At 63.1% G+C, this 21,073-nt stretch carries 16 protein-coding genes, 1 pseudogene and 1 riboswitch; of the genes and pseudogenes, 13 read left to right on the top strand and 4 right to left on the bottom strand.

Features of this window, described 5'->3' with window-relative positions; translation table 11 throughout:
• Positions 1-2 precede the first annotated feature (2 nt).
• The 3 genes and pseudogenes from leuB to leuD all read left to right on the top strand — a co-directional run bounded on the left by leuB (position 3) and on the right by leuD (position 3,107).
• Positions 3-1,094, top strand: coding sequence for a 3-isopropylmalate dehydrogenase (leuB, locus tag JL05_RS04425; RefSeq protein ID WP_025159635.1), 1,092 nt, complete (start codon positions 3-5; stop codon positions 1,092-1,094).
• Position 1,095: 1 nt separating this feature from the next.
• The gene (gene leuC / locus JL05_RS04420; RefSeq protein ID WP_033631780.1) at positions 1,096-2,496 is read left to right on the top strand and encodes a 3-isopropylmalate dehydratase large subunit; all 1,401 of its coding nucleotides are present in this window, start codon (positions 1,096-1,098) and stop codon (positions 2,494-2,496) included.
• A gap of 9 nt (positions 2,497-2,505) precedes the next feature.
• A pseudogene (gene leuD / locus JL05_RS04415) lies at positions 2,506-3,107 on the top strand (3-isopropylmalate dehydratase small subunit).
• Between the two features lie 37 nt (positions 3,108-3,144).
• Here the strand turns inward: leuD and JL05_RS04410 are convergent.
• The 3 genes from JL05_RS04410 to sgrT all read right to left on the bottom strand — a co-directional run bounded on the left by JL05_RS04410 (position 3,145) and on the right by sgrT (position 6,286).
• On the bottom strand, positions 3,145-4,617 hold the full coding sequence (locus JL05_RS04410) for a DASS family sodium-coupled anion symporter (protein WP_033631779.1): 1,473 nt from the start codon (positions 4,615-4,617) through the stop codon (positions 3,145-3,147).
• Positions 4,618-4,761: 144 nt separating this feature from the next.
• The gene (locus JL05_RS04405) at positions 4,762-5,958 is read right to left on the bottom strand and encodes an MFS transporter (RefSeq protein ID WP_033631778.1); all 1,197 of its coding nucleotides are present in this window, start codon (positions 5,956-5,958) and stop codon (positions 4,762-4,764) included.
• Positions 5,959-6,112: 154 nt separating this feature from the next.
• Entirely contained in the window at positions 6,113-6,286 is a 174-nt protein-coding gene (gene sgrT / locus JL05_RS24645; RefSeq protein ID WP_004932838.1) for a glucose uptake inhibitor SgrT, read from the bottom strand.
• 90 nt (positions 6,287-6,376) lie between these two features.
• On the opposite strand from sgrT, the gene sgrR reads away from it, so the two are divergent.
• From sgrR to ilvN, 7 genes are all read left to right on the top strand, one after another.
• Positions 6,377-8,038 (top strand): HTH-type transcriptional regulator SgrR, encoded by a 1,662-nt coding sequence (sgrR, locus tag JL05_RS04400; RefSeq protein ID WP_015376637.1) that lies wholly within the window; start codon positions 6,377-6,379, stop codon positions 8,036-8,038.
• A 37-nt stretch (positions 8,039-8,075) separates the two neighbouring features.
• Positions 8,076-8,194, top strand: a riboswitch (TPP riboswitch).
• A 57-nt stretch (positions 8,195-8,251) separates the two neighbouring features.
• Positions 8,252-9,238 carry a thiamine ABC transporter substrate binding subunit gene (gene thiB, locus JL05_RS04395; protein ID WP_033631777.1) on the top strand — a complete coding sequence of 329 codons (987 nt, stop codon included), beginning with the start codon at positions 8,252-8,254 and terminating at the stop codon, positions 9,236-9,238.
• The gene (thiP, locus tag JL05_RS04390) at positions 9,214-10,821 is read left to right on the top strand and encodes a thiamine/thiamine pyrophosphate ABC transporter permease ThiP (RefSeq protein ID WP_033631776.1); all 1,608 of its coding nucleotides are present in this window, start codon (positions 9,214-9,216) and stop codon (positions 10,819-10,821) included. The genes thiB and thiP overlap by 25 nt, the downstream gene beginning before the upstream one ends.
• Positions 10,808-11,512 (top strand): thiamine ABC transporter ATP-binding protein ThiQ, encoded by a 705-nt coding sequence (thiQ, locus tag JL05_RS04385; RefSeq protein WP_033631775.1) that lies wholly within the window; start codon positions 10,808-10,810, stop codon positions 11,510-11,512. The genes thiP and thiQ overlap by 14 nt, the downstream gene beginning before the upstream one ends.
• 88 nt (positions 11,513-11,600) lie before the next feature.
• Positions 11,601-11,714, top strand: a complete 114-nt coding sequence (gene ivbL / locus JL05_RS25290; protein ID WP_154747116.1) for an ilvB operon leader peptide IvbL — start codon at positions 11,601-11,603, stop codon at positions 11,712-11,714.
• A gap of 111 nt (positions 11,715-11,825) precedes the next feature.
• Entirely contained in the window at positions 11,826-13,520 is a 1,695-nt protein-coding gene (gene ilvB, locus JL05_RS04380) for an acetolactate synthase large subunit (protein WP_033631774.1), read from the top strand.
• A 3-nt stretch (positions 13,521-13,523) separates the two neighbouring features.
• Positions 13,524-13,817 (top strand): acetolactate synthase small subunit, encoded by a 294-nt coding sequence (gene ilvN, locus JL05_RS04375; RefSeq protein WP_033631773.1) that lies wholly within the window; start codon positions 13,524-13,526, stop codon positions 13,815-13,817.
• Positions 13,818-13,845: 28 nt separating this feature from the next.
• Here the strand turns inward: ilvN and JL05_RS04370 are convergent, their stop codons facing one another.
• On the bottom strand, positions 13,846-14,616 hold the full coding sequence (locus JL05_RS04370) for a DedA family protein (protein WP_033631772.1): 771 nt from the start codon (positions 14,614-14,616) through the stop codon (positions 13,846-13,848).
• 214 nt (positions 14,617-14,830) lie between these two features.
• On the opposite strand from JL05_RS04370, the gene JL05_RS04365 reads away from it, so the two are divergent.
• From JL05_RS04365 to rluA, 3 genes are all read left to right on the top strand, one after another.
• Positions 14,831-17,197, top strand: coding sequence for a DNA polymerase II (locus JL05_RS04365; RefSeq protein ID WP_033631771.1), 2,367 nt, complete (start codon positions 14,831-14,833; stop codon positions 17,195-17,197).
• A gap of 247 nt (positions 17,198-17,444) precedes the next feature.
• Complete coding sequence (gene rapA, locus JL05_RS04360; RefSeq protein WP_015376629.1) at positions 17,445-20,351, top strand: RNA polymerase-associated protein RapA; 2,907 nt, start codon at positions 17,445-17,447, stop codon at positions 20,349-20,351.
• 57 nt (positions 20,352-20,408) lie between these two features.
• Positions 20,409-21,059 carry a bifunctional tRNA pseudouridine(32) synthase/23S rRNA pseudouridine(746) synthase RluA gene (gene rluA / locus JL05_RS04355; RefSeq protein ID WP_004932866.1) on the top strand — a complete coding sequence of 217 codons (651 nt, stop codon included), beginning with the start codon at positions 20,409-20,411 and terminating at the stop codon, positions 21,057-21,059.
• The last annotated feature ends 14 nt before the right edge of the window (positions 21,060-21,073 follow it).

Below are 21,073 nucleotides of genomic sequence, written 5' to 3'. Positions count from 1 at the left end.
ACATGACGAAGACTTATCACATTGCCGTCTTGCCCGGAGACGGCATCGGCCCGGAAGTAATGGCTCAGGCGCGCAAAGTGTTGGACGCAGTGCGTCAACGCTTTGACATTCGCATCACCACCGCCGAGTACGACGTCGGCGGCATCGCCATCGATCGCCACGGCAGCCCGCTGCCGGCGGCGACCGTCGCCGGCTGCGAGCAGGCCGACGCCATCCTGTTCGGATCGGTGGGCGGCCCGAAATGGGAACATCTGCCGCCGGCCGAGCAGCCGGAACGCGGCGCGCTGTTGCCGCTGCGCAAGCACTTCAAACTGTTCAGCAACCTGCGCCCGGCGCGCCTGTATCAAGGGTTGGAGGCGTTCTGCCCGCTGCGCGCCGACATCGCCGCCCGCGGCTTCGACATTCTGTGCGTGCGCGAATTGACCGGCGGCATCTACTTCGGCCAGCCGAAAGGCCGCGAAGGCCAGGGCATGCAGGAACGCGCCTTCGATACCGAGGTGTATCACCGTTTCGAGATTGAGCGCATCGCGCGCATCGCCTTCGAATCTGCCCGCAAGCGCCGCCACAAGGTGACGTCGATCGACAAGGCCAACGTGCTGCAAAGCTCCATCTTGTGGCGTGAAGTGGTCAATCAGGTCGCCAAGGATTACCCGGACGTGTCGCTGTCGCACATGTATATCGACAATGCCACCATGCAGCTGATCAAGGATCCGTCCCAGTTCGACGTGCTGCTGTGTTCCAACCTGTTCGGCGACATCCTGTCCGACGAGTGCGCGATGATCACCGGCTCGATGGGCATGCTGCCGTCCGCCAGCCTGAACGAGCAAGGCTTCGGCCTGTACGAACCGGCGGGCGGTTCCGCGCCGGATATCGCCGGCAAAGGCATCGCCAACCCGATTGCGCAGATCCTGTCCGCCACCCTGCTGCTGCGTTACAGCCTGGGCGCCGATGAAGCGGCCGACGCCGTGGAGCGCGCCATCAACCAGGCGTTGGAACAGGGCTACCGCACCGCCGATCTGGCCGGTGACGGCAAAGCCGTCAGCACCGATGAAATGGGCGACATCATCGCTCGCTTTGTAGCTCAGGGGGCATAACATGGCCAAGACCTTATACCAGAAATTGTATGACGCCCACGTGGTGCACGAAGCGCCGAACGAGACGCCGTTGCTGTATATCGACCGTCACCTGGTGCACGAAGTCACGTCGCCGCAGGCGTTCGACGGCCTGCGCGCCATGGGCCGGAAGGTGCGCCAGCCCGGCAAAACCTTCGCCACCATGGATCACAACGTATCGACCCAGACCAAAGACATCAACGCCAGCGGCGAGATGGCGCGCATCCAGATGCAGGAGCTGATCAAGAACTGCGCGGAATTCGGCGTTTCGCTGTATGACCTGAACCACCCGTTCCAGGGCATCGTGCACGTGATCGGGCCTGAGCAAGGCATGACGCTGCCGGGCATGACCATCGTCTGCGGCGATTCACACACCGCGACCCACGGCGCCTTCGGCTCGCTGGCGTTCGGCATCGGCACCTCCGAAGTGGAACACGTGCTGGCGACCCAGACCCTGAAGCAGGGCCGGGCCAAAACCATGAAGATTGAGGTCACCGGCGACGCCGCCGAGGGCATTACCGCCAAAGACATCGTGCTGGCGGTGATCGGCAAAACCGGCAGCGCCGGCGGCACCGGCCACGTGGTGGAGTTCTGCGGCAAGGCGATCGAGGCATTGAGCATGGAAGGCCGTATGACCCTGTGCAACATGGCGATCGAAATGGGCGCCAAAGCCGGGTTGGTCGCGCCGGACGACACCACCTTCGCCTACCTGAAGGGGCGTCAGTTCGCACCGACCGGCGAAAACTGGGAGCAGGCGGTCGCTTACTGGCGCACGCTGAAGTCCGACGCCGACGCCCAGTTCGATACCGTGGTGACGCTGCGCGCCGAAGAGATCGCGCCGCAGGTCACCTGGGGCACCAATCCCGGCCAGGTGATCGCCGTCAATCAGGCGATCCCGGCGCCGGAATCGTTCAGCGATCCGGTTGAGCGCGCCTCCGCCGAGAAAGCGCTGGCCTACATGGATTTGAAGCCGGGCATCAAATTGACCGAGGTGCCGATCGACAAAGTGTTCATCGGCTCCTGCACCAACTCACGCATCGAAGATCTGCGCGCAGCGGCGGCGATCGCCAAGGGGCGCAAGGTCGCCAGCGGCGTGCAGGCCATCGTGGTGCCGGGCTCCGGCCCGGTGAAGGCCCAGGCGGAAGCCGAAGGGTTGGACAAAATCTTTATTGAAGCCGGTTTCGAATGGCGCTTGCCGGGTTGCTCAATGTGCCTGGCGATGAACAACGACCGTCTGAATCCGGGCGAGCGCTGCGCGTCCACCAGCAACCGTAACTTCGAAGGGCGCCAGGGCCGCGGTGGGCGCACCCACCTGGTCAGCCCGGCAATGGCCGCCGCGGCCGCCGTCGCCGGTCACTTCGCTGACATCCGTGATATTCACTAAGGGGCTAACGTGGCTAAATTTACTCAACATACCGGCTTAGTGGTGCCTTTGGATGCGGCCAACGTCGACACCGACGCCATTATTCCCAAGCAGTTTTTACAGAAGGTGACCCGCACCGGTTTCGGCCAGCACCTGTTCAACGACTGGCGCTTCCTCGACGATGCCGGCCAGCAACCGAACCCGGCGTTCGTGCTGAACAAACCGCGCTATAAAGGCGCCAGCATCCTGTTGGCGCGCGAAAACTTCGGCTGCGGCTCCTCGCGCGAACACGCCCCTGGGCGCTGACCGACTACGGGTTCAAAGTGGTGATTGCGCCGAGCTTTGCCGATATCTTCTACGGCAACTCGTTCAACAACCAGCTGTTGCCGGTGACGCTGAGCGAGCAGCAGGTGGATGAGCTGTTCAAGCTGGTGGACGCCAACGAAGGGACGGAGTTCGTGGTGGATCTGGAGAACCAGACGGTCAACGCCGGCGGCAAAAGCTATCCGTTCGAAATAGACAGTTTCCGCCGCCACTGCATGATCAACGGGCTGGACAGCATCGGCCTGACGCTGCAGCACGAAGCGGACATCTCCCGCTACGAAGCGCAGCAGCCGGCGTTTCTGAATTAATCCCCTTCACCCGCCGCCCGGCGGGTGAATTTTTTCCTCACCAGTAGCCCAGCAGCTTCCACCACGCCCCGCCGATCAGCATCCAAATCAGCAGGTTAACCACGCTCATCACCCACCCCGCTTTCCACCATTCCCCCAGCGTCACGTAGCCGGAGCCAAAGACGATTGGCGCGGTGCCGGTGCCATAATGGGTCAGCGACATCATCAGCGAAGAAGAGAACGCCAGGATCAGGCCCAGCAGCGCCGGTGGCGCGCCAAGCGCGATGCCGGCAGCGAAGAAGGCGGCGAACATCGCCGTCACGTGCGCGGTGGTGCTGGCGAAGAAATAGTGTGAATACAAATAGATAAGAGTCAGCAAGATCGTGCCGCCCACCCAGCTCATGCCCATACGGTCGATGCCGTTGCCGACGGTTTGCGACAGCCAGCCGATCAGCCCCAGCTTGCCGAGGAAGCTGGCCATCATCACCAGCGCCGAGAACCACACCACGGTGTCCCAGGCGCCTTTATGTTTCAGCACGTCCTCCCAGCTCAGCACCCCGGTGGCCAGCAGCACCGCCAGGCCGATCAGCGCCGCGGTGGTGGGATTGACCGCCAGCGACGGGCCGAAGATCATCGCCGGAATGCCGGCCCACAGCACCAGCAGCAGCGCAAATACCCCGAGAGTAATTTTCTCCGGCAGCGTCACCGGCCCCAGCGCCTGCAGCTTTTCGCGCGCGAAGCGCGGCGCGTCCGGGGTACTTTTCACCTCAGGCGGATACAGCAGGTAGATGACCAGCGGCATCACGATCAACGAGCACAGCCCCGGTACCAGGGCGGCGACCGCCCACATCGACCAGGACAGCTCGAAGCTGCCGTGGGTGCCTTTGGCGATCAGGCTGACGATCAGCGGGTTAGGCGCGGTGGCGGTGATAAACATCGCCGAGGTGACCGGGTTGATGTTGTAGTTCACCAGCGACAGGTAGCGGCCAATCTTGCCGGAGGTATTGAGCTCGGGTTTGGAGCCGAAGCTGTCGGCGATCGACTTCATGATCGGGTGAATGATGCCGCCGCCGCGCGCGGTATTGCTCGGCGTCACCGGCGCCAGCGTGGTTTCCGCCAGCGTCAGCGCGTAGGCGATGCCCAGCGTCTTCTTGCCGAACAGCGAAATAAAGTAGTAGCCGATGCGCGCGCCCAGCCCGGTTTTGTTCAGGCTGAGGGAGATCATGATAGAAAAGCCGATCAGCCAGATCAGTTGGTTGGAAAAGCCGCTGAGCGCGTCGTCCAGCGCGGCGCCCGGCTTGCCGGGGTTGGTGACGCCGGTCACCGCCACCAGAGCGATGGCGATCACCGAGACCGCACCGATCGGCATCGCCTTGCCGATGATGGCGATGATGGTGCCGATAAACAGCGCCAGCAGCTGCCAGGCATTGGGCGCAACGCCCTCCGGCACGGGAATGAGGAACCAGATAATCAGCGTGGCGCCAAGGGCGCACAGGGAAGGAAGCGGTTTGAGCGGTGTGAGTTTATCCATAACGTTCCCACTGTTCTAAACGACAGGGCGGCATCTCAATAGCGAGACGGGCGTGGGCGCAACGATCGCGCGCCATATGCCTTCAGCTTGAGCGCCCGGCTTAGCCTTCTCAATGACTTGCATCAAGAATGCCGTCGTTTAACCTCACACTTCGCGCACTTTGGCGCTCATCCCGAGCGCCGCCAGCGCCAACAGCGCCGCCATCCAATACACCGAACCATGACCGAAATTCTCCACCAGCGCGCCCTGCAGCACCCCGGCCAGGATCACCCCGGTAGAGATGCTGTTGGTGAACAGCGTGGTGGCGGCGCCCGGCCGGCCCGGCATCAAATCCTGAAAATAGAGCATGCCGATACCGGCGACGATGCCGATAAACACCGCGTTGAGCAGCTGCAGCGCGATCAGGGCCGGCTTGGCCGCCAACACCGTCAGCCCGAGATAAAACAGCACGCCCGCCGCCACCGCCAGCAGCATCATGTTGCGTTTGCCGAAGCGTTTGACGTAATAACCGGCCAGCAGCATTGCCGGGATTTCCAACCCGGCGGCGGTGCCCATCAGCACCCCGGCCAGCCCTTCCGGCAGCCCGAGATCGGCGGTGATATACAGCGGCATATCGATGATATACAAGGTATTGCAGGTCCACATCAGCATCGAAGCGATGAACAGCAGCCGCACATCGCGATTGCGCCAGGCGCTGGCGGGCGCGATCGGCGCAGACATCCCGCCCTGCAGCTCCCCATTCTCTGCCGCACGCGGCACCGAAGGCAGCATAACCCCTACCAGCAGCACGCAAACCGCGAAGGTGGCGGCGGCGATCAGGAACATCACGGTGAACCCATAGTTTAGCGCCAGCGCAAACGACAGCGGCGGGCCGATCACCCACGCCAGCGAAAGCTGGGCGCGCATCACCGAGCTGAACATCACCACCTCACGCGCCTCGCTGTCGGCGTATTCCCGCGCCAACGCGAAAATCTGCGGCATGGCGGTGTTGGCAACGGCGGACATCAGCACCCCGGCGGTGATCAGCGTCAGGTAGTCGCGGTTAAAGGCGAACAGCAGGCAGTTGCCGACCGCCATCAGGCAGCACAGCAGGATCAGCCTGCGCCGATCGCCGCGGGTATCGGAGCGCTTGGCGAGCAGAAAACTGACCACGATGCCGGCCACGGCGTTGGCGGTGTAAAACAGCCCTACCCACAGCGGCCGCACTTTGACCTCGGTGGTCAGAAACAGACTGAGCGTCGGCGTCAGCAACGCGCCGGCGATGCCGGAGAGAAAAGCGATCAGCAGGAATGCGGCAAAGATGGGGTTAATACGCAGTGACAACCGGCTCAGGCGTTGCATATCGTCTTCCCTGACCTCAAAGCAGAAGAAAGAACCTTAGGCCACGGCGAGAAAAATGCAAGCGCATCGCCATGACCGCGCATAAAAAAACCAGTGGGTCGCCCCACTGGCTGGTGAAACAGCACCATTACTCAGAAACTTGTTGCCGCAGCCCCTACAGGTGCTCGCGATACTGCTTATCGGTCATCTCTTTAATGTCCCATTGCGTCAGGTGCGCCAGCATCGCCAGCCGCGCCTGTTCGGGCACCACGCTCAGCCAGTCGGCTCGCTGGCGGCGCACCGCGCTGAAATAGCGCTGATAGAACTGCCTGGATAAGAAAGCTTTCATGATTACGCCCTCCCCTTTCATTGATGAAAATTATCGGCGTAATATAGGGAAAGAAAAATTGACGAGTTGAAGCGGGAGCGTTCCTCTTTTATGTCCACGTCCAGATTGCAGCAGCAGTTCATCCGCCTGTGGCAGCGCTGCCACGGTGAAACCACCGACACCACGCTGCAGGATCTGGCGGAGGTGCTCAGCTGCTCGCGGCGCCACGTGCGCTCCCTGCTGAGCGCCATGCAGCGGGAAGGCTGGCTCACCTGGCAGGCGGAGTCGGGGCGCGGCAAGCGTTCGCGGCTAACCTTCCACTACACCGGCCTGGCGCTGCAGCAACAGCGGGCCGAGGAGCTGCTGGAACAGGATCGCATCGATCAACTGGTGCAACTGGTGGGCGACAAAAACGTGGTGCGCCAGATGCTGCTGTCGCAGCTGGGGCGTAGCTTCCGCCAGGGGAAACACATCCTGCGGGTGCTCTACTACCGGCAGTTGTACAACCTGCTGCCCGGCTCGGCGCTGCGGCGTTCGGAAACCCATCTGGCGCGCCAGATCTTCAACGGCCTGACACGCATAAATGAGGAAAACGGGGAACTGGAGTCCGATCTGTCTCACCATTGGCAGGCGTTGACACCACTGCACTGGCGATTTTACCTGCGCCCGGCGATCCATTTTCATCACGGCCGTGAGCTGGAGATGGCGGACGTCATTACTTCTCTCTCGCGTCTGACCTCGCAACCGCTGTTCTCGCATATCGAGAGCGTCACCTCGCCGACGCCATTCGTGATTGACGTGCATCTGCGCAGCCCCGACCACTGGCTGCCCTGGCTGCTGGGCAGCGTGCACGCCATGATCCTGCCGCGCGAATGGCGCGAACTGCCGGATTTCGCCCGCCATCCGATCGGCACCGGCCCCTATCGCGTAGTGCGCAATCTCCCCAGCCAGATGAAGATCCACGCCTTCGACGACTATTTTGGCTACCGGGCGCTGATCGACGAGGTGAATATCTGGGTGCTGCCGGAGTTCTCCGAAGAACTGGTGCATTCCGGCGTACAGCTGCAGGGCGATGAAACCGGCAACAACGAACTGGAAAGCCGGCTGGAAGAGGGCTGCTATTTCCTGCTGTTCGACCGGCGCTCCCCGCTGGCCGCCGATCCCGCCATTCGCAGCTGGCTGTGCGAATTGATCAATCCCATTTCGCTGCTGAGCCACGCCGGGCCGCTCTACCAACGCTACTGGTCGCCGGCGTATGGCCTGCTGCCCCGTTGGCACCACAACCGCGCGCTGGCGCAGCAGCCCAAGCCGGCGGGGCTGACCGAACTGACGATGACCCACTTCAATGAGCATTCGGAGTTTCACGCCATCCGTCAGGCGATCGAGCCGCTGCTGGCGCAGCACGGCATCCGCCTGATCGTGCAAAGCGTGGATTACGCCACCTGGCACCAGGGCGACGCGCGCAGCGATCTGTGGCTTGGCAGCGCCAACTTCTATCTGCCGCTGGAGTTTTCGCTGTTCGCCACGCTGTACGAACTGCCGCTGATGCAGCATTGCATGAACGAAGATCTGGCGCAGGACGCGGCGCTGTGGCGCGCCAACCGCCTGCCGCTGGCGGAGTTCTGCCAGCGTCTGGTCAGCAACCACCAGCTGCATCCGCTGTTCCACCACTGGCTGCAGCTGCACGGCCAGCGCAGCATGCGCGGCGTGCGGATGAACACCCTCGGCTGGTTCGACTTCAAGTCCGCCTGGTTTGCCCCGCCGGAGACATAAGCGCCTTTCGCCCAAGTCGGTTAATCTTTACAATAGCGCCGTCTCAACGGGGTGCGGAGAGCCGGGCCGCGTAATAAGCCTGATTTTCCGCTGAGAGCACACCCGTCGAACCTGATCCGGTCAATACCGGCGGAGGGATTTGAGCCCAGCGAACCGGCGACGCCGCCTCGCCCCCTCAGATGCCCTTGCCCCCTTATTTTTCAGGAGTGCAACGTGGTCAAAAAATATCTGCCCTGCTTATTGCTGCTGTGCGCCGCGCCGGCGTTCGCCAAGCCGACGCTGACGGTTTACACCTACGATTCCTTCGCCGCCGACTGGGGCCCTGGCCCGGCGGTGAAAAAAGCCTTCGAGGCCGAATGCGACTGTGAACTGAAGTTCGTGGCGCTGGAAGACGGCGTTTCGCTGCTGAACCGCCTGCGCATGGAGGGCAAGAACAGCGCCGCCGACGTGGTGCTGGGGCTGGACAACAACCTGCTGCAGGCGGCGCAGCAAACCGGCCTGTTCGCGCCGAGCGACGTCGACACCGCCAAGCTGACGGTGCCGGGCGGCTGGCAGGACGCGACCTTCGTGCCTTACGACTACGGGTACTTCGCCTTCGTCTACAACAAAGAAAAACTGAAGAACCCGCCGAAAAGCCTGCAGGAGCTGGTCAGCGGCGACCGCAACTGGAAAGTGATCTACGAAGATCCGCGCACCAGCACGCCGGGGCTCGGCCTGCTGCTGTGGATGCAAAAAGTGTATGGCGACAAGGCGCCGGCCGCCTGGCAGCAGTTGGCGAAGAAGACCGTGACCGTCACCAAAGGCTGGAGCGAAGCCTACGGCCTGTTCCTGAAAGGCGAAGGCGATCTGGTGCTCAGCTATACCACCTCTCCCGCCTACCACCTGATCGAAGAGAAAAAAGACCTTTACGCCGCCGCCACATTCAGCGAAGGCCACTACCTGCAGGTGGAAGTGGCGGGCAAGCTGAAAGCCGCCAAACAGCCTGAGCTGGCCGAGCGTTTCATGCGGTTCATGGTGACGCCGGCATTCCAGAACACCATCCCGACCGGCAACTGGATGTACCCGGTGATCAACACCCCGCTGCCTGTCGGCTTTGAGCAGATGAACGTGCCGCAGACCGCGCTGCAATACAGCGCCGAAGAGGTGGCCACACAACGCGGCGGCTGGATCCGGGCATGGCAAACCGCCGTCAGCCGCTGATCCCCCGCTGGCTCTGGCCGGGGCTGCTGGCCGCCGGCCTGATCCTGCTGGTCGCCGCTCTGGCGCTGGGGTCACTGTGGCGTCACGCGCCGGACAGCGACTGGCGCAGCCTGTGGCAGGACAGTTACCTGTGGCACGTGGTGCGCTTCACCTTCCTGCAGGCGCTGCTGTCGGCGCTGATTTCGGTGCTGCCCGCCATTCTGCTGGCGCGCGCGCTCTATCGCCGCCGTTTCCCCGGCCGGCAGTTGTTGCTGCGGCTGTGCGCCATGACGCTGGTGCTGCCGGTGCTGGTAGCGGTATTCGGCCTGCTCAGCGTCTATGGGCGCCAGGGCTGGCTGGCGACGCTGTGCGGCTGGCTGGGCGTCGAGTATGGTTTCTCGCCCTACGGTCTGCAGGGCATTCTGCTGGCGCACCTGTTCTTTAACCTGCCGCTGGCCACCCGCCTGTTGCTGCAGGCGCTGGAGAACATTCCGGTGGAGCAGCGACAGTTGGCCGCCCAATTGGGCATGAACGGCTGGCAGCAGTTCCGCTTCGTCGAATGGCCGGCGCTGCGCCGCCAAATCCTGCCGAGCGGCGCGCTGATCTTCATGCTGTGCTTCGCCAGCTTCGCCACCGTGCTGTCGCTGGGCGGCGGGCCACAGGCCACCACCATCGAACTGGCGATCTACCAGGCGCTGAGTTACGACTACGATCTGGGGCGTGCCGCCATGCTGGCGCTGATCCAGCTGGGCTGTTGTCTCGGGCTGGTGTTGATCAGTCAGCGCCTGAGCCAGGCATTGCCGGTGGGGCATACCCACGCCCAGCGCTGGCGCAATCCGGATGACAGCCTGTGGCGACGCGTCGGCGATTTTCTGCTGATCGCCGCCGCGCTGTTGCTGCTGCTGCCGCCTCTGCTGGCGGTGATCGCCGACGGCGCCAATCAGGCCATGGTCAGCGTGCTGCGCCAGCCGGTGCTGTGGCAGGCGCTGTTCACGTCGCTGCGCATCGCCCTCGGCGCAGGGCTGCTGTGCGTGGCGCTCACTATGATGCTGCTGTGGAGCAGCCGTGAGCTAAAACTGCGGCAACAGCTGCGCGGCGGCCAGGCGCTGGAGCTCAGCGGCATGGTGATCCTGGCGATGCCGGGCATCGTGCTGGCCACCGGCTTCTTCCTGCTGCTGGGCGATACAATGGGGTTGCCGCAGTCGCCCTATGCGCTGGTGATCCTCACCAATGCGCTGATGGCGGTGCCCTACGCGCTAAAGGTATTGGAGAACCCGATGCGCGACCTCGCCGAACGTTACAACCCGCTGTGCCTGTCGCTGGATATCCGCGGCTGGCGACGGCTGCGGCTGATTGAACTGCGCGCCCTGCGCCGCCCGCTGGCGCAGGCGCTGGCCTTCGCCTGCGTGCTGTCGATCGGCGACTTCGGCGTGGTCGCCTTGTTTGGCAACGAGCATTTCCGTACCCTGCCTTTTTACCTGTATCAGCAGATTGGCGCCTACCGCAGCAACGACGGGGCGGTGACCGCGCTGCTATTGCTGCTGCTGTGCTTCCTGTTGTTTACCCTGATTGAACGCTTACCGGGCCGCCATGCTGACGCTTGAAAAACTGACCTACCTGTATGAACACCTGCCGATGCGCTTTGATCTGCGCATCCAGCCGGGCGAGCGCGTCGCGGTGCTCGGCCCCAGCGGCGCCGGTAAAAGCACCTTGCTGAGCCTGATCGCCGGCTTTCTGCCGGCGGCCAACGGCCGGCTGCTGCTGAACGGCGAAGACCACACCGCCACGCCGCCGGCCAAGCGGCCGGTGTCGATGCTGTTTCAGGAGAACAACCTGTTCGCGCATCTGACGGTGGCGCAGAACATCGGGCTGGGGTTGGATCCCGGACTGCGCTTGACTGAGCAGCAGCGCCAACAGCGGGAGCACATCGCCCGGCAGGTCGGCCTGGAAGAGCATCTGGAGCGCCTGCCGTCGCAACTTTCCGGCGGCCAGCGTCAGCGCGCCGCGCTGGCGCGCTGTTTGATTCGCCAACGGCCGATCCTGCTGCTCGACGAGCCCTTTTCGGCGCTCGATCCGGCGCTGCGCAACGAGATGTTGCAACTGCTGCAGACGGTATGCGAACAGCGCAACCTGACGCTGCTGATGGTGTCGCACAACCTCGACGACGCCGCACGCATCGCGCCGCGCACGCTGCTGGTGGTCGACGGCCGCATCTATTACGACGGCCCGACGCAGGCCCTGCTGGACGGCAGCGCGCCCGAAGCGCGCGTGCTGGGCATTTCGGGCAAAGCGTGATCTGACGCGCGTTTTTTATGCTGCGCCAATAAACCTGTTGTGCGAATTTTGCGCCTGTGTTTTTATAAAAACCTGACTTTTTTTACTGATGATAAGGTTCCCTGTGATCGCATCCTCGCTGACTTCGACCCTACTAGTTACCGCGCTACCAGCCGCGGTGGTCGTCGTGCGTGTGGTGGTGGTCGTCGGCAATGCGCCGTAGGGTCCGAATCAACGCATCGATTCCCAAACCCCGCCGGCGCAAACCGGGCGGGGTTTCTTGTTTTAGCACCCTGCCCAGCAAAGCTCACCGGCCTTGAGAAAGGACAGGAACATGGCAACTTCGGGCACGCCTCAACCGGGCACCAGCTTCACCGGCGCACAATTGATCGTTCATCTGCTGGAGCGTCAGGGCATCACCACCGTCGCCGGCATTCCCGGCGGCGCCGCGCTGCCGCTGTATGACGCGCTGAGCCAAAGCACCCGCATTCACCACGTGCTGGCGCGCCACGAACAGGGCGCGGGCTTTATGGCGCAAGGCATGGCGCGCGCCAACGGCAAGGCGGCGGTGTGCATCGCCTCCAGCGGGCCGGGCGCCACCAACCTGGTCACCGCCATCGCCGACGCCAAACTCGACTCCATTCCGCTGGTGTGCATCACCGGTCAGGTGCCCTCCTCGATGATCGGCACCGACGCCTTCCAGGAAGTGGACACCTACGGCATTTCCATCCCGATCACCAAGCACAACCACCTGGTGCGCGATATCCGCGAACTGCCGCAGGTGATTGGCGACGCCTTCCGCATCGCCGAGTCCGGCCGCCCCGGCCCGGTCTGGATCGATGTGCCGAAAGACGTGCAAACCGCCACCATCACGCTGGAAGAGCTGCCGCCGATCGCCGTGCCGGACGCCGCTCCGAGCTTCGATCCGGCGCTGGTTTCGCAGGCCGCCGCGATGATCAATCAGGCAAAGCGCCCGATCCTCTATCTGGGCGGCGGCATCATCTGCGCCGACGCCCACCGGCAAGCGGTGGAACTGGCCGAACGCGCCGGTCTGCCCACCACCATGACGCTGATGGCGCTGGGCGCGATGCCGGTGGAACACCCGCTGTCGCTGGGCATGCTGGGCATGCACGCGGCGCGCAGCACCAACTTCATTCTGCAGGAGGCCGATCTGCTGATCGTGCTGGGCGCGCGCTTCGACGATCGGGCAATCGGCAAAACCGAGCAGTTCTGCCCTAACGCCGCCATCATTCACGTGGATATCGACCGCGCCGAGCTGGGCAAGGTCAAACAGGCCAACGTGGCGATCCATGCCGACGTCGGCCAGGTGCTGCAACAGCTGCTGCCGCAGATCGACACGCAGCCGCGCAGCGAATGGCTGAACACCGTCAACGATCTGAAACGCGAATTCCCGTTCAACATGCCCAACGCCGACGATCCGCTGAGCCATTACGGCCTGGTGCTGGCCGCCGCGCGCTGTGTGGACGACAGCGCCATCATCACCACCGACGTAGGCCAGCATCAAATGTGGGTGGCGCAAGCCTATCCGCTGAGCCGGCCGCGCCAGTGGCTGACGTCGGGCGGGCTGGGCACCATGGGCTTCGGTCTGCCGGCGGCGATCGGCGCGGCGCTGGCGGAGCCCGAGCGCAAAGTGCTGTGCTTCTCCGGCGACGGCAGCCTGATGATGAACATTCAGGAAATGGCCACCGCGGTCGAGCACGATCTGGACGTGAAAATCATTTTGATGAACAACCAGGCGCTGGGGCTGGTGCACCAGCAGCAAACCCTGTTCTACCAGCAGCGCATCTTCGCCGCCGCCTACCCGAAGCGCACCGACTTCCTGAAGATCGCCGCCGGATTCGGGCTGGATACCTGCGATCTGAACGCCGCGGAAGATCCGCAGGCGGCGCTGGCCGAGGCGATCCAACGCCCGGGCCCCTGCCTGATCCACGCGCTGATCGATATCAACGAAAAAGTATTCCCGATGGTGCCGCCGGGCGCCGCCAACATCGACATGATTGGAGAATAAGCCATGCTGCAACCACAAGATAAACCCCAGGTGATCCTGGAGCTGGCGGTGCGCAACCATCCCGGCGTGATGTCGCACGTTTGCGGGCTGTTCGCCCGCCGCGCGTTCAACGTCGAAGGCATTTTGTGCCTGCCGTTGAAGGACGGCCAGCAAAGCCGCATTTGGCTACTGGTCGCCGACGATCAGCGGCTGGAGCAGATGATAAGCCAGGTGGAAAAGCTGGAGGATGTGATGCAGGTGAAGCGCCACAGCGAAGACGTGCGGGTATTTGAACAGCTGGAAGCGTTCTTCCAGTAAGGCGAACGGGGGCTTTCGCCCCCTTTTGTCATTGACCCGACAACACCTGCCACAGCAGGTGGCGATACACCGGCATCAGCGGCTGCTGACTCAGCGCATAACCGGCCGCCAGCGCCGCCAGCCAACCCAATCCGCAAACCACGCGCAGCCGCAGCGGCGTCAGCCAACGGCTCAGTCGATCGGCGTTGCGCTTGCCCTCACGCCACCAGCGCCAGCTCAACCATACCGCCAGCCAGACCAGCAATGCCGCCGCGAGCAGCAGCCACTTGAACATCGCGCTGTCGGCGCCGGCGGGAATATCGATCGCCACGCCCGCCAGAATGCCGGGGAAGAAATAAACCGGCGGCCAGGTCAGGCAACCGATGATGTTCGGCAGCGCGAACTTGTACGGCGGCAAATCGAGCATCCCGGCCACCATCGGCACCAGCGGACGCGTCGGGCCGACGAAACGGCCGATCAGAATGGTCGCCATGCTGTGCTGGTGCAAGGCGTGCTCGGTTTTGTCTAGCAGCGCCTTGTTTTTCTTCAGGAAAGACCAACGGTGTAATGGCCCCTTGAACGCGCGGCCGACGAAATAAGAGATCCAGTCGCCGAGCAGGCAACCGACGATGCCCGCCGCCCAGGCGTAGTAAAAGTCCACCTTGCCGCTGCCGATCAACGCGCCGATGCTGGCCATCATCACCGTGCCGGGCAACAGCAGCCCCACCAGCGCCAGCGACTCCAGAAAAGCGACCAGCAGGACGACCATCAGGGTGAAAGCCAGTGACTGGGTGATCAAATCTTGTAAATAGGCTTCCATTACACCTCTGTGGATTATTCGGGCCAAACGGGCGGAGGATTTTCCAGTGCCGCCGCAAACGAGTCAATCGATCAATTGTATGCGTATTTGGCAACGCCGCGCGGCGATGGACAATCACTGTATAAAAACCCATACTATAATTTATCTATATTAGCGCCAAAACCGACATCTCGCTGAATGTCGCGCACGCCGCCCGGCGGAAGACGAAGGGGTTATGACAGCACTGCAACAGGGTTTCCTGCTCACTCGCCACTGGCGCGACACGTCCGCCGGCACCGAGGTCGAATTCTGGCTGGCGACCGACGCCGGCCCGCGTCAGCTGCGCCTGCCGCCGCAAACCTCGGTGGCGTTTATCCCCGCCGAACACAGGCAGCGCGCGGAACTGCTGCTGCGGGAAGAACGGCAAGTCGAACTGAAACCGCTGGCGCTGACGGATTTTCATCACCGGCCGATGCTGGGGCTGTACTGCCGCCAGCACCGTCAGCTCATCAAGCTGGAAAAACTGCTGCGGGAAGGCGGCGTTGCGGTCTACGAGGCCGACATTCGCCCGCCGGAGCGCTACCTGATGGAACGCTTCATCACCGCGCCGGTATGGTTCAACGGCCAGGGCGACGGCAATGGGCCGTTGCTCAGCGGCCAAATGAAGCCGGCGCCAGAGTACCGCCCAACGCTAAAACTGGTGTCGCTGGATATCGAAACCACCGCCCACGGCGAGCTTTACTCCATCGCGCTGGAAGGCTGCGGCCAGCGTCAGGTCTATATGCTGGGGCCGGCCAACGGCGGCGATGCGCCGCTGGATTTCGATCTGGAATACTGCGCCAGCCGCCCTCAGCTGCTGGAGCGGTTGAACGCCTGGCTGGAGCGGCACGATCCCGATGCCATCATCGGCTGGAACCTGGTGCAGTTCGATCTGCGGGTGCTGCAAAAGCACGCCGAGCGCTACCAAATCCCGCTGCGGCTGGGGCGCGGCGGCAACCTGCTGGAATGGCGCGAGCACGGCTTCAAGCAGAATCACTTTTTCGCCGCCGCCGCCGGCCGCCTGATCATCGATGGCATCGAGGCGCTGAAATCCGCCACCTGGAACTTTCCCTCCTTCAGCCTGGAATACGTTTCGCAGGAACTGCTGGGCGAAGGCAAGGCGATCGACAATCCTTATCAACGCATGGCGGAGATCGACCGGCGCTTCGCGGAAGACAAGCCGGCGCTGGCTCGCTACAACCTGAAGGACTGTGAGCTGGTGACGCGCATCTTCGCCAAGGCCGACCTGCTCAACTTCCTGCTGGAGCGCGCTACCGTCACCGGGCTGGCGGCCGACCGCAGCGGCGGATCGGTGGCGGCCTTCAGCCACCTCTATATGCCGCGCATGCATCGCCTGGGCTTTGTCGCCCCCAACCTCGGCGAACAGCCGGAGGAGCATAGCCCCGGCGGCTTCGTGATGGACTCCCAACCCGGCCTGTACGATTCGGTGTTGGTACTGGACTATAAAAGCCTGTACCCGTCGATCATCCGCACCTTCCTGATCGATCCGGTCGGGTTGGTGGAAGGCATGCGCCACCCAAGCGACGCCGACTCGGTGCCCGGCTTTCGCAACGCCCGCTTCTCGCGCAGTAAACACTGCCTGCCGGCGATCGTCGAGCAGATCTGGCAGGGGCGCGAGGCCGCCAAGCGCCAGCACAATAAGCCGCTGTCACAGGCGCTGAAGATCATCATGAACGCGCTGTACGGCGTGCTGGGATCGAGCGGCTGCCGCTTCTTCGATCCGCGGCTGGCGTCGTCGATCACCCTGCGCGGCCACGAGATCATGCGCCAAACCCGCGAGTTGATCGAGGCCGAAGGCTATCAGGTGATTTACGGCGACACCGACTCCACCTTCGTGTGGCTGAAACAGCCGCATGACGAGCAGCAGGCGGCGCAGATCGGCCGGGCGCTGGTGCAGCGGGTCAACGCCTGGTGGCAGCAGCATCTGCAGCAGCAGTTCGGGCTGGAGAACGCGCTGGAACTGGAGTTCGAAACCCACTATTCCCGCTTCCTGATGCCGACCATTCGCGGCGCCGAACAGGGCAGCAAAAAACGCTACGCCGGCCTGATCGCGCGCGCCGACGGCGAGGAAGAGATGGTGTACAAAGGGCTGGAAACGGTGCGCACCGACTGGACGCCGCTGGCGCAGCAGTTCCAGCAGCAGCTCTATCAGCGTATCTTCAAACAACAGCCCTACCAGGACTATGTGCGCGATTACGTCGGCAAAACCCTGAACGGCGACTTCGACGATCAACTGGTGTACCGCAAACGGCTGCGCAGAAAGCTCGATGACTATCAGCGCAACGTGCCGCCGCATGCCCGCGCCGCGCGCATCGCCGACGACTACAACCGCCAACAGGGGCGGCCGCTGCAGTATCAGAACGGCGGCTGGATCAGCTACGTGATGACCGTGGCCGGGCCGGAACCGCTGGAAACCCGCCATTCGCCCATCGACTATCAGCATTACCTCGAACGCCAGCTGCAACCGGTGGCAGACGCTATACTCCCTTTCTTGCACGACGATTTCACCACGCTGGTCACCGGGCAAATGGGGCTGTTTTGAGATTGCGCCAGGTTAAGAAAAATCATCGGGTTTTGCAGGTGACGAACGCGCCGCCTTCCATTACCATAGCGCCCTTCCCAAAACTGAACCACGCTTAGCCCTGCCGTCTCGCGACGTCTGCATGGCGTGAACGGCTATTGCCCGCCAAATTTAAAACAAACCGGGATTAGCTGACGTTCAGTACAGGTGCCGCGGCCCTTCCCGCCCGGTAACAAGACTTACTTACAAAGAATCGAGCCGACAATATATGCCTTTTACTCTTGGTCAACGCTGGATCAGCGACACGGAAAGCGAATTAGGATTGGGAACCGTCGTGGCGCTGGATGCGCGCATGATTACCCTGCTTTTCCCCGCCACCGGTGAAAACCGCCTCTATGCCAGAAACGATTCGCCGATCACCCGCGTGATGTTCAACCCGGGCGATACCGTCAGCAGCCACGAGGGCTGGCAGCTGCAGGTGGAAGAGGTGAAAGAGGAAAACGGTCTGTTGACCTATATCGGCACCCGCCTGGACACTCAGGAAAGCGGCGTGGCGATGCGCGAGGTGCTGCTGGACAGTAAGCTGACCTTCAGCAAACCACAGGATCGCCTGTTCGCCGGCCAAATCGACCGCATGGACCGTTTCGCGCTGCGTTTTCGCGCCCGCAAATACCAGAGCGAGCAGTATCGCCTGCCGTTCGCCGGCCTGCGCGGCATGCGCGCCAGCCTGATCCCGCACCAGCTGCACATCGCTCATGAAGTCGGCCAGCGCCATGCGCCGCGCGTTCTGCTGGCGGACGAAGTCGGCCTCGGCAAAACCATCGAAGCCGGCATGATCATCCACCAGCAACTGCTGGCGGGACGCGCCGAGCGCGTGCTGATTGTGGTGCCGGAAACGCTGCAGCACCAGTGGCTGGTGGAGATGATGCGCCGCTTCAACCTCTATTTCTCGCTGTTCGACGACAGCCGCTACGCCGAAGCCAAGCTCGACAGCAGCAACCCGTTTGAGACCGAACAGTTGGTGATCTGCTCGCTGGACTTCGTGCGCCGCAACAAGCAGCGCCTGGAAGAGCTGGCGGACGCCCAGTGGGATCTGCTGGTGGTCGATGAAGCGCACCACCTGGCCTGGAGCGAAGAGGCGCCAAGCCGCGAATATCAGGTGATCGAACAGCTGGCCGAGCATATCCCCGGCGTGCTGCTGCTGACCGCCACCCCGGAACAGCTCGGTCAACAGAGCCACTTTGCGCGCCTGCGCCTGCTCGACCCGAACCGTTTCCACGACTACGGCGAGTTCGTCGCCGAGCAGCAGAAATACCGTCCGGTGGCCGACGCCGTCACCCTGCTGCTGAGCGGTGAACGCCTGGCCGACGACAAGCTTAACCTGCTGGGCGAGCTGATCGACGAACAGGATATCGAGCCGCTGCTCAAAGCCGCCAACAGCGAAGGCGACAACGCCGAGCAGGCGCGTCAGGAGCTGGTTTCGATGCTGATGGATCGCCACGGCACCAGCCGCGTGCTGTTCCGCAACACCCGTAACGGCGTGAAGGGCTTCCCGCACCGCAACCTGCACCAGATCAAGCTGCCGTTGCCAACTCAATATCAGACCGCGATTAAAGTGTCCGGCATCATGGGCGCCAAAAAATCCGTCGAAGCCCGTGCACGCGACATGCTGTACCCGGAGCAGATCTATCAGGAATTCGAAGGCGAAAACGCCACCTGGTGGAACTTCGATCCGCGCGTCGAGTGGCTGCTGGATTACCTGCTGGCCAACCGCAACGAAAAAGTGCTGGTGATCTGCGCCAAAGCCGACACCGCGCTGCAGCTGGAGCAGGTGCTGCGCGAGCGTGAAGCGATCCGCGCCGCGGTGTTCCACGAAGGGCTGTCGATCATCGAGCGCGACCGCGCCGCCGCCTACTTCGCCTCCGAAGAAGAAGGCGCGCAGGTGCTGCTGTGTTCCGAGATCGGTTCCGAAGGCCGCAACTTCCAGTTCGCCAGCCAGCTGGTGATGTTCGATCTGCCGTTCAACCCGGATCTGCTGGAGCAGCGTATCGGCCGTCTGGACCGTATCGGCCAGATGCACGATATCCAAATCATGGTGCCTTACCTGGAGCACACCGCGCAGGCGGTGCTGGGCCGCTGGTTCCACGAAGGGCTCGACGCCTTCGAACACACCTGCCCGACCGGCCGCACCATCTACGACAGCTGCTACGAGCAGTTGATCGGCTATCTGGCCGCGCCGACCGAGCAGGAGGGCCTGGACGAATTCATCCACGCCTGCCGCCAGCAGCATGATCAGTTGAAAGCGCAGCTGGAACAGGGCCGCGATCGCCTGCTGGAGATGCACTCCAACGGCGGCGACAAAGCCCAGGCGCTGGCCGCCGCCATCGCCGAGCAGGATAACGACGTCAACCTGGTGGGCTTCGCGCTCAACCTGTTCGACATCGTCGGCATCAATCAGGAAGACCGCAGCGACAACCTGATCGTGCTCACGCCGTCCGACCATATGCTGGTGCCGGACTTCCCGGGCCTGCCGCAGGACGGCTGCACCGTCACCTTCGATCGCGATCGGGCGCTGTCACGTGAAGACGCGCAGTTCGTCAGCTGGGAACACCCGATCATCCGCAACGGTCTGGATCTTATCCTGTCCGGCGATACCGGCAGCTGCGCGGTGTCCCTGTTGAAAAACAAAGCGTTGCCGGTCGGCACCCTGCTGGTTGAGCTGGTATACGTGGTGGAAGCCCAGGCGCCGAAGCACCTGCAGCTGACCCGCTTCCTGCCGCCGACGCCGATCCGCATGCTGATGGATCGCAAGGGCACCAACCTGGCGGCGCAGGTCGAGTTCGAAAGCTTCAACCGCCAGTTGAACGCGGTCAACCGCCACACCTCCAGCAAGCTGGTCAATGCCGTGCAGCAAGACGTGCACGCCATGCTGCAGCAGGCGGAAAGCCTGGTGGAAGCGCAGGCGCGCACGCTTATCGAACAGGCGAAGCAAGAGGCGGACGACAAGCTGAGCGCCGAGCTGGCGCGTCTGGAAGCGCTGAAGGCGGTCAACCCGAACATCCGCGACGACGAAGTCGAAGCGTTGGAGTTCAACCGCCGTCAGGTGCTGGCCAACCTCAATGAAGCCGGCTGGCGCCTGGACGCCATTCGTCTGGTGGTGGTCACCCACCAGTAACCGGCGCGACATGGGGAGGCCACCGTCTCCCCGTTCGGCCCTTTTCGCGGAGCCAAGATGGAACCCTACAATCCCCCGCAGGACCCGCTGCACATCCTGTATCAGGATGAACACATCATGGTGGTCAACAAGCCCAGCGGCTTGCTGTCGGTGCCCGGCCGCGCGCCGGAAAACAAAGACAGCCTGATGACCCGCATTCAGGCCGATCATCCGGCCGCCGAATCGGTGCACCGGCTGGACATGGCCACCAGCGGGGTGATCGTGGTGGCGCTCAACAAGGCCGCCGAGCGCGAGCTGAAGCGTCAATTCCGCGAACGCGAGCCGAAGAAATCCTATATCGCCCGCGTTTGGGGGCATATGGAACATGACGAAGGACTGGTGGATTTGCCGCTGATCTGCGATTGGCCGAACCGGCCGCTGCAAAAGGTGTGTTTTGACACCGGCAAAGCGGCGCAAACCGAGTATCTGGTGCTGTCGCGCGACGCCGATGGCAGCACGCGCGTGAAGCTAACGCCGATCACCGGCCGCTCGCATCAGCTGCGGGTGCACATGCTGGCGCTGGGGCATCCGATCCTCGGCGACGGTTTCTACGCCCCGCCGGAGGCTAAGGCGATGGCGCCACGGCTACAGCTGCATGCGCAAGAACTGCGCATCACCCACCCCGCCTTCCAGACGCCAATGCACTTTCGCGCCGAACCGGATTTCTGAGCCCACCACTCAGG

Source organism: Serratia nematodiphila DZ0503SBS1 (assembly GCF_000738675.1).
In the GTDB taxonomy this organism is placed as follows: Bacteria; Pseudomonadota; Gammaproteobacteria; order Enterobacterales; family Enterobacteriaceae; genus Serratia; species Serratia nematodiphila.
The sequence above is the reverse complement of the archived record's forward strand: the minus strand, read 5'-3'. Positions and strand labels throughout refer to the sequence as shown.

Coding starts and splice junctions, on each gene's coding strand:
- rluA (WP_004932866.1), top strand. CDS start 20,409: ATGGAACCCTACAATCCCCCGCAGGACCCGCTGCACATCCTGTATCAG.
- sgrR (WP_015376637.1), top strand. CDS start 6,377: ATGTCCACGTCCAGATTGCAGCAGCAGTTCATCCGCCTGTGGCAGCGC.
- JL05_RS04405 (WP_033631778.1), bottom strand. CDS start 5,958: ATGCAACGCCTGAGCCGGTTGTCACTGCGTATTAACCCCATCTTTGCC.
- ivbL (WP_154747116.1), top strand. CDS start 11,601: ATGATAAGGTTCCCTGTGATCGCATCCTCGCTGACTTCGACCCTACTA.
- leuB (WP_025159635.1), top strand. CDS start 3: ATGACGAAGACTTATCACATTGCCGTCTTGCCCGGAGACGGCATCGGC.
- thiP (WP_033631776.1), top strand. CDS start 9,214: ATGGCAAACCGCCGTCAGCCGCTGATCCCCCGCTGGCTCTGGCCGGGG.
- JL05_RS04370 (WP_033631772.1), bottom strand. CDS start 14,616: ATGGAAGCCTATTTACAAGATTTGATCACCCAGTCACTGGCTTTCACC.
- rapA (WP_015376629.1), top strand. CDS start 17,445: ATGCCTTTTACTCTTGGTCAACGCTGGATCAGCGACACGGAAAGCGAA.
- JL05_RS04365 (WP_033631771.1), top strand. CDS start 14,831: ATGACAGCACTGCAACAGGGTTTCCTGCTCACTCGCCACTGGCGCGAC.
- ilvB (WP_033631774.1), top strand. CDS start 11,826: ATGGCAACTTCGGGCACGCCTCAACCGGGCACCAGCTTCACCGGCGCA.
- sgrT (WP_004932838.1), bottom strand. CDS start 6,286: ATGAAAGCTTTCTTATCCAGGCAGTTCTATCAGCGCTATTTCAGCGCG.
- ilvN (WP_033631773.1), top strand. CDS start 13,524: ATGCTGCAACCACAAGATAAACCCCAGGTGATCCTGGAGCTGGCGGTG.
- JL05_RS04410 (WP_033631779.1), bottom strand. CDS start 4,617: ATGGATAAACTCACACCGCTCAAACCGCTTCCTTCCCTGTGCGCCCTT.
- leuC (WP_033631780.1), top strand. CDS start 1,096: ATGGCCAAGACCTTATACCAGAAATTGTATGACGCCCACGTGGTGCAC.
- thiQ (WP_033631775.1), top strand. CDS start 10,808: ATGCTGACGCTTGAAAAACTGACCTACCTGTATGAACACCTGCCGATG.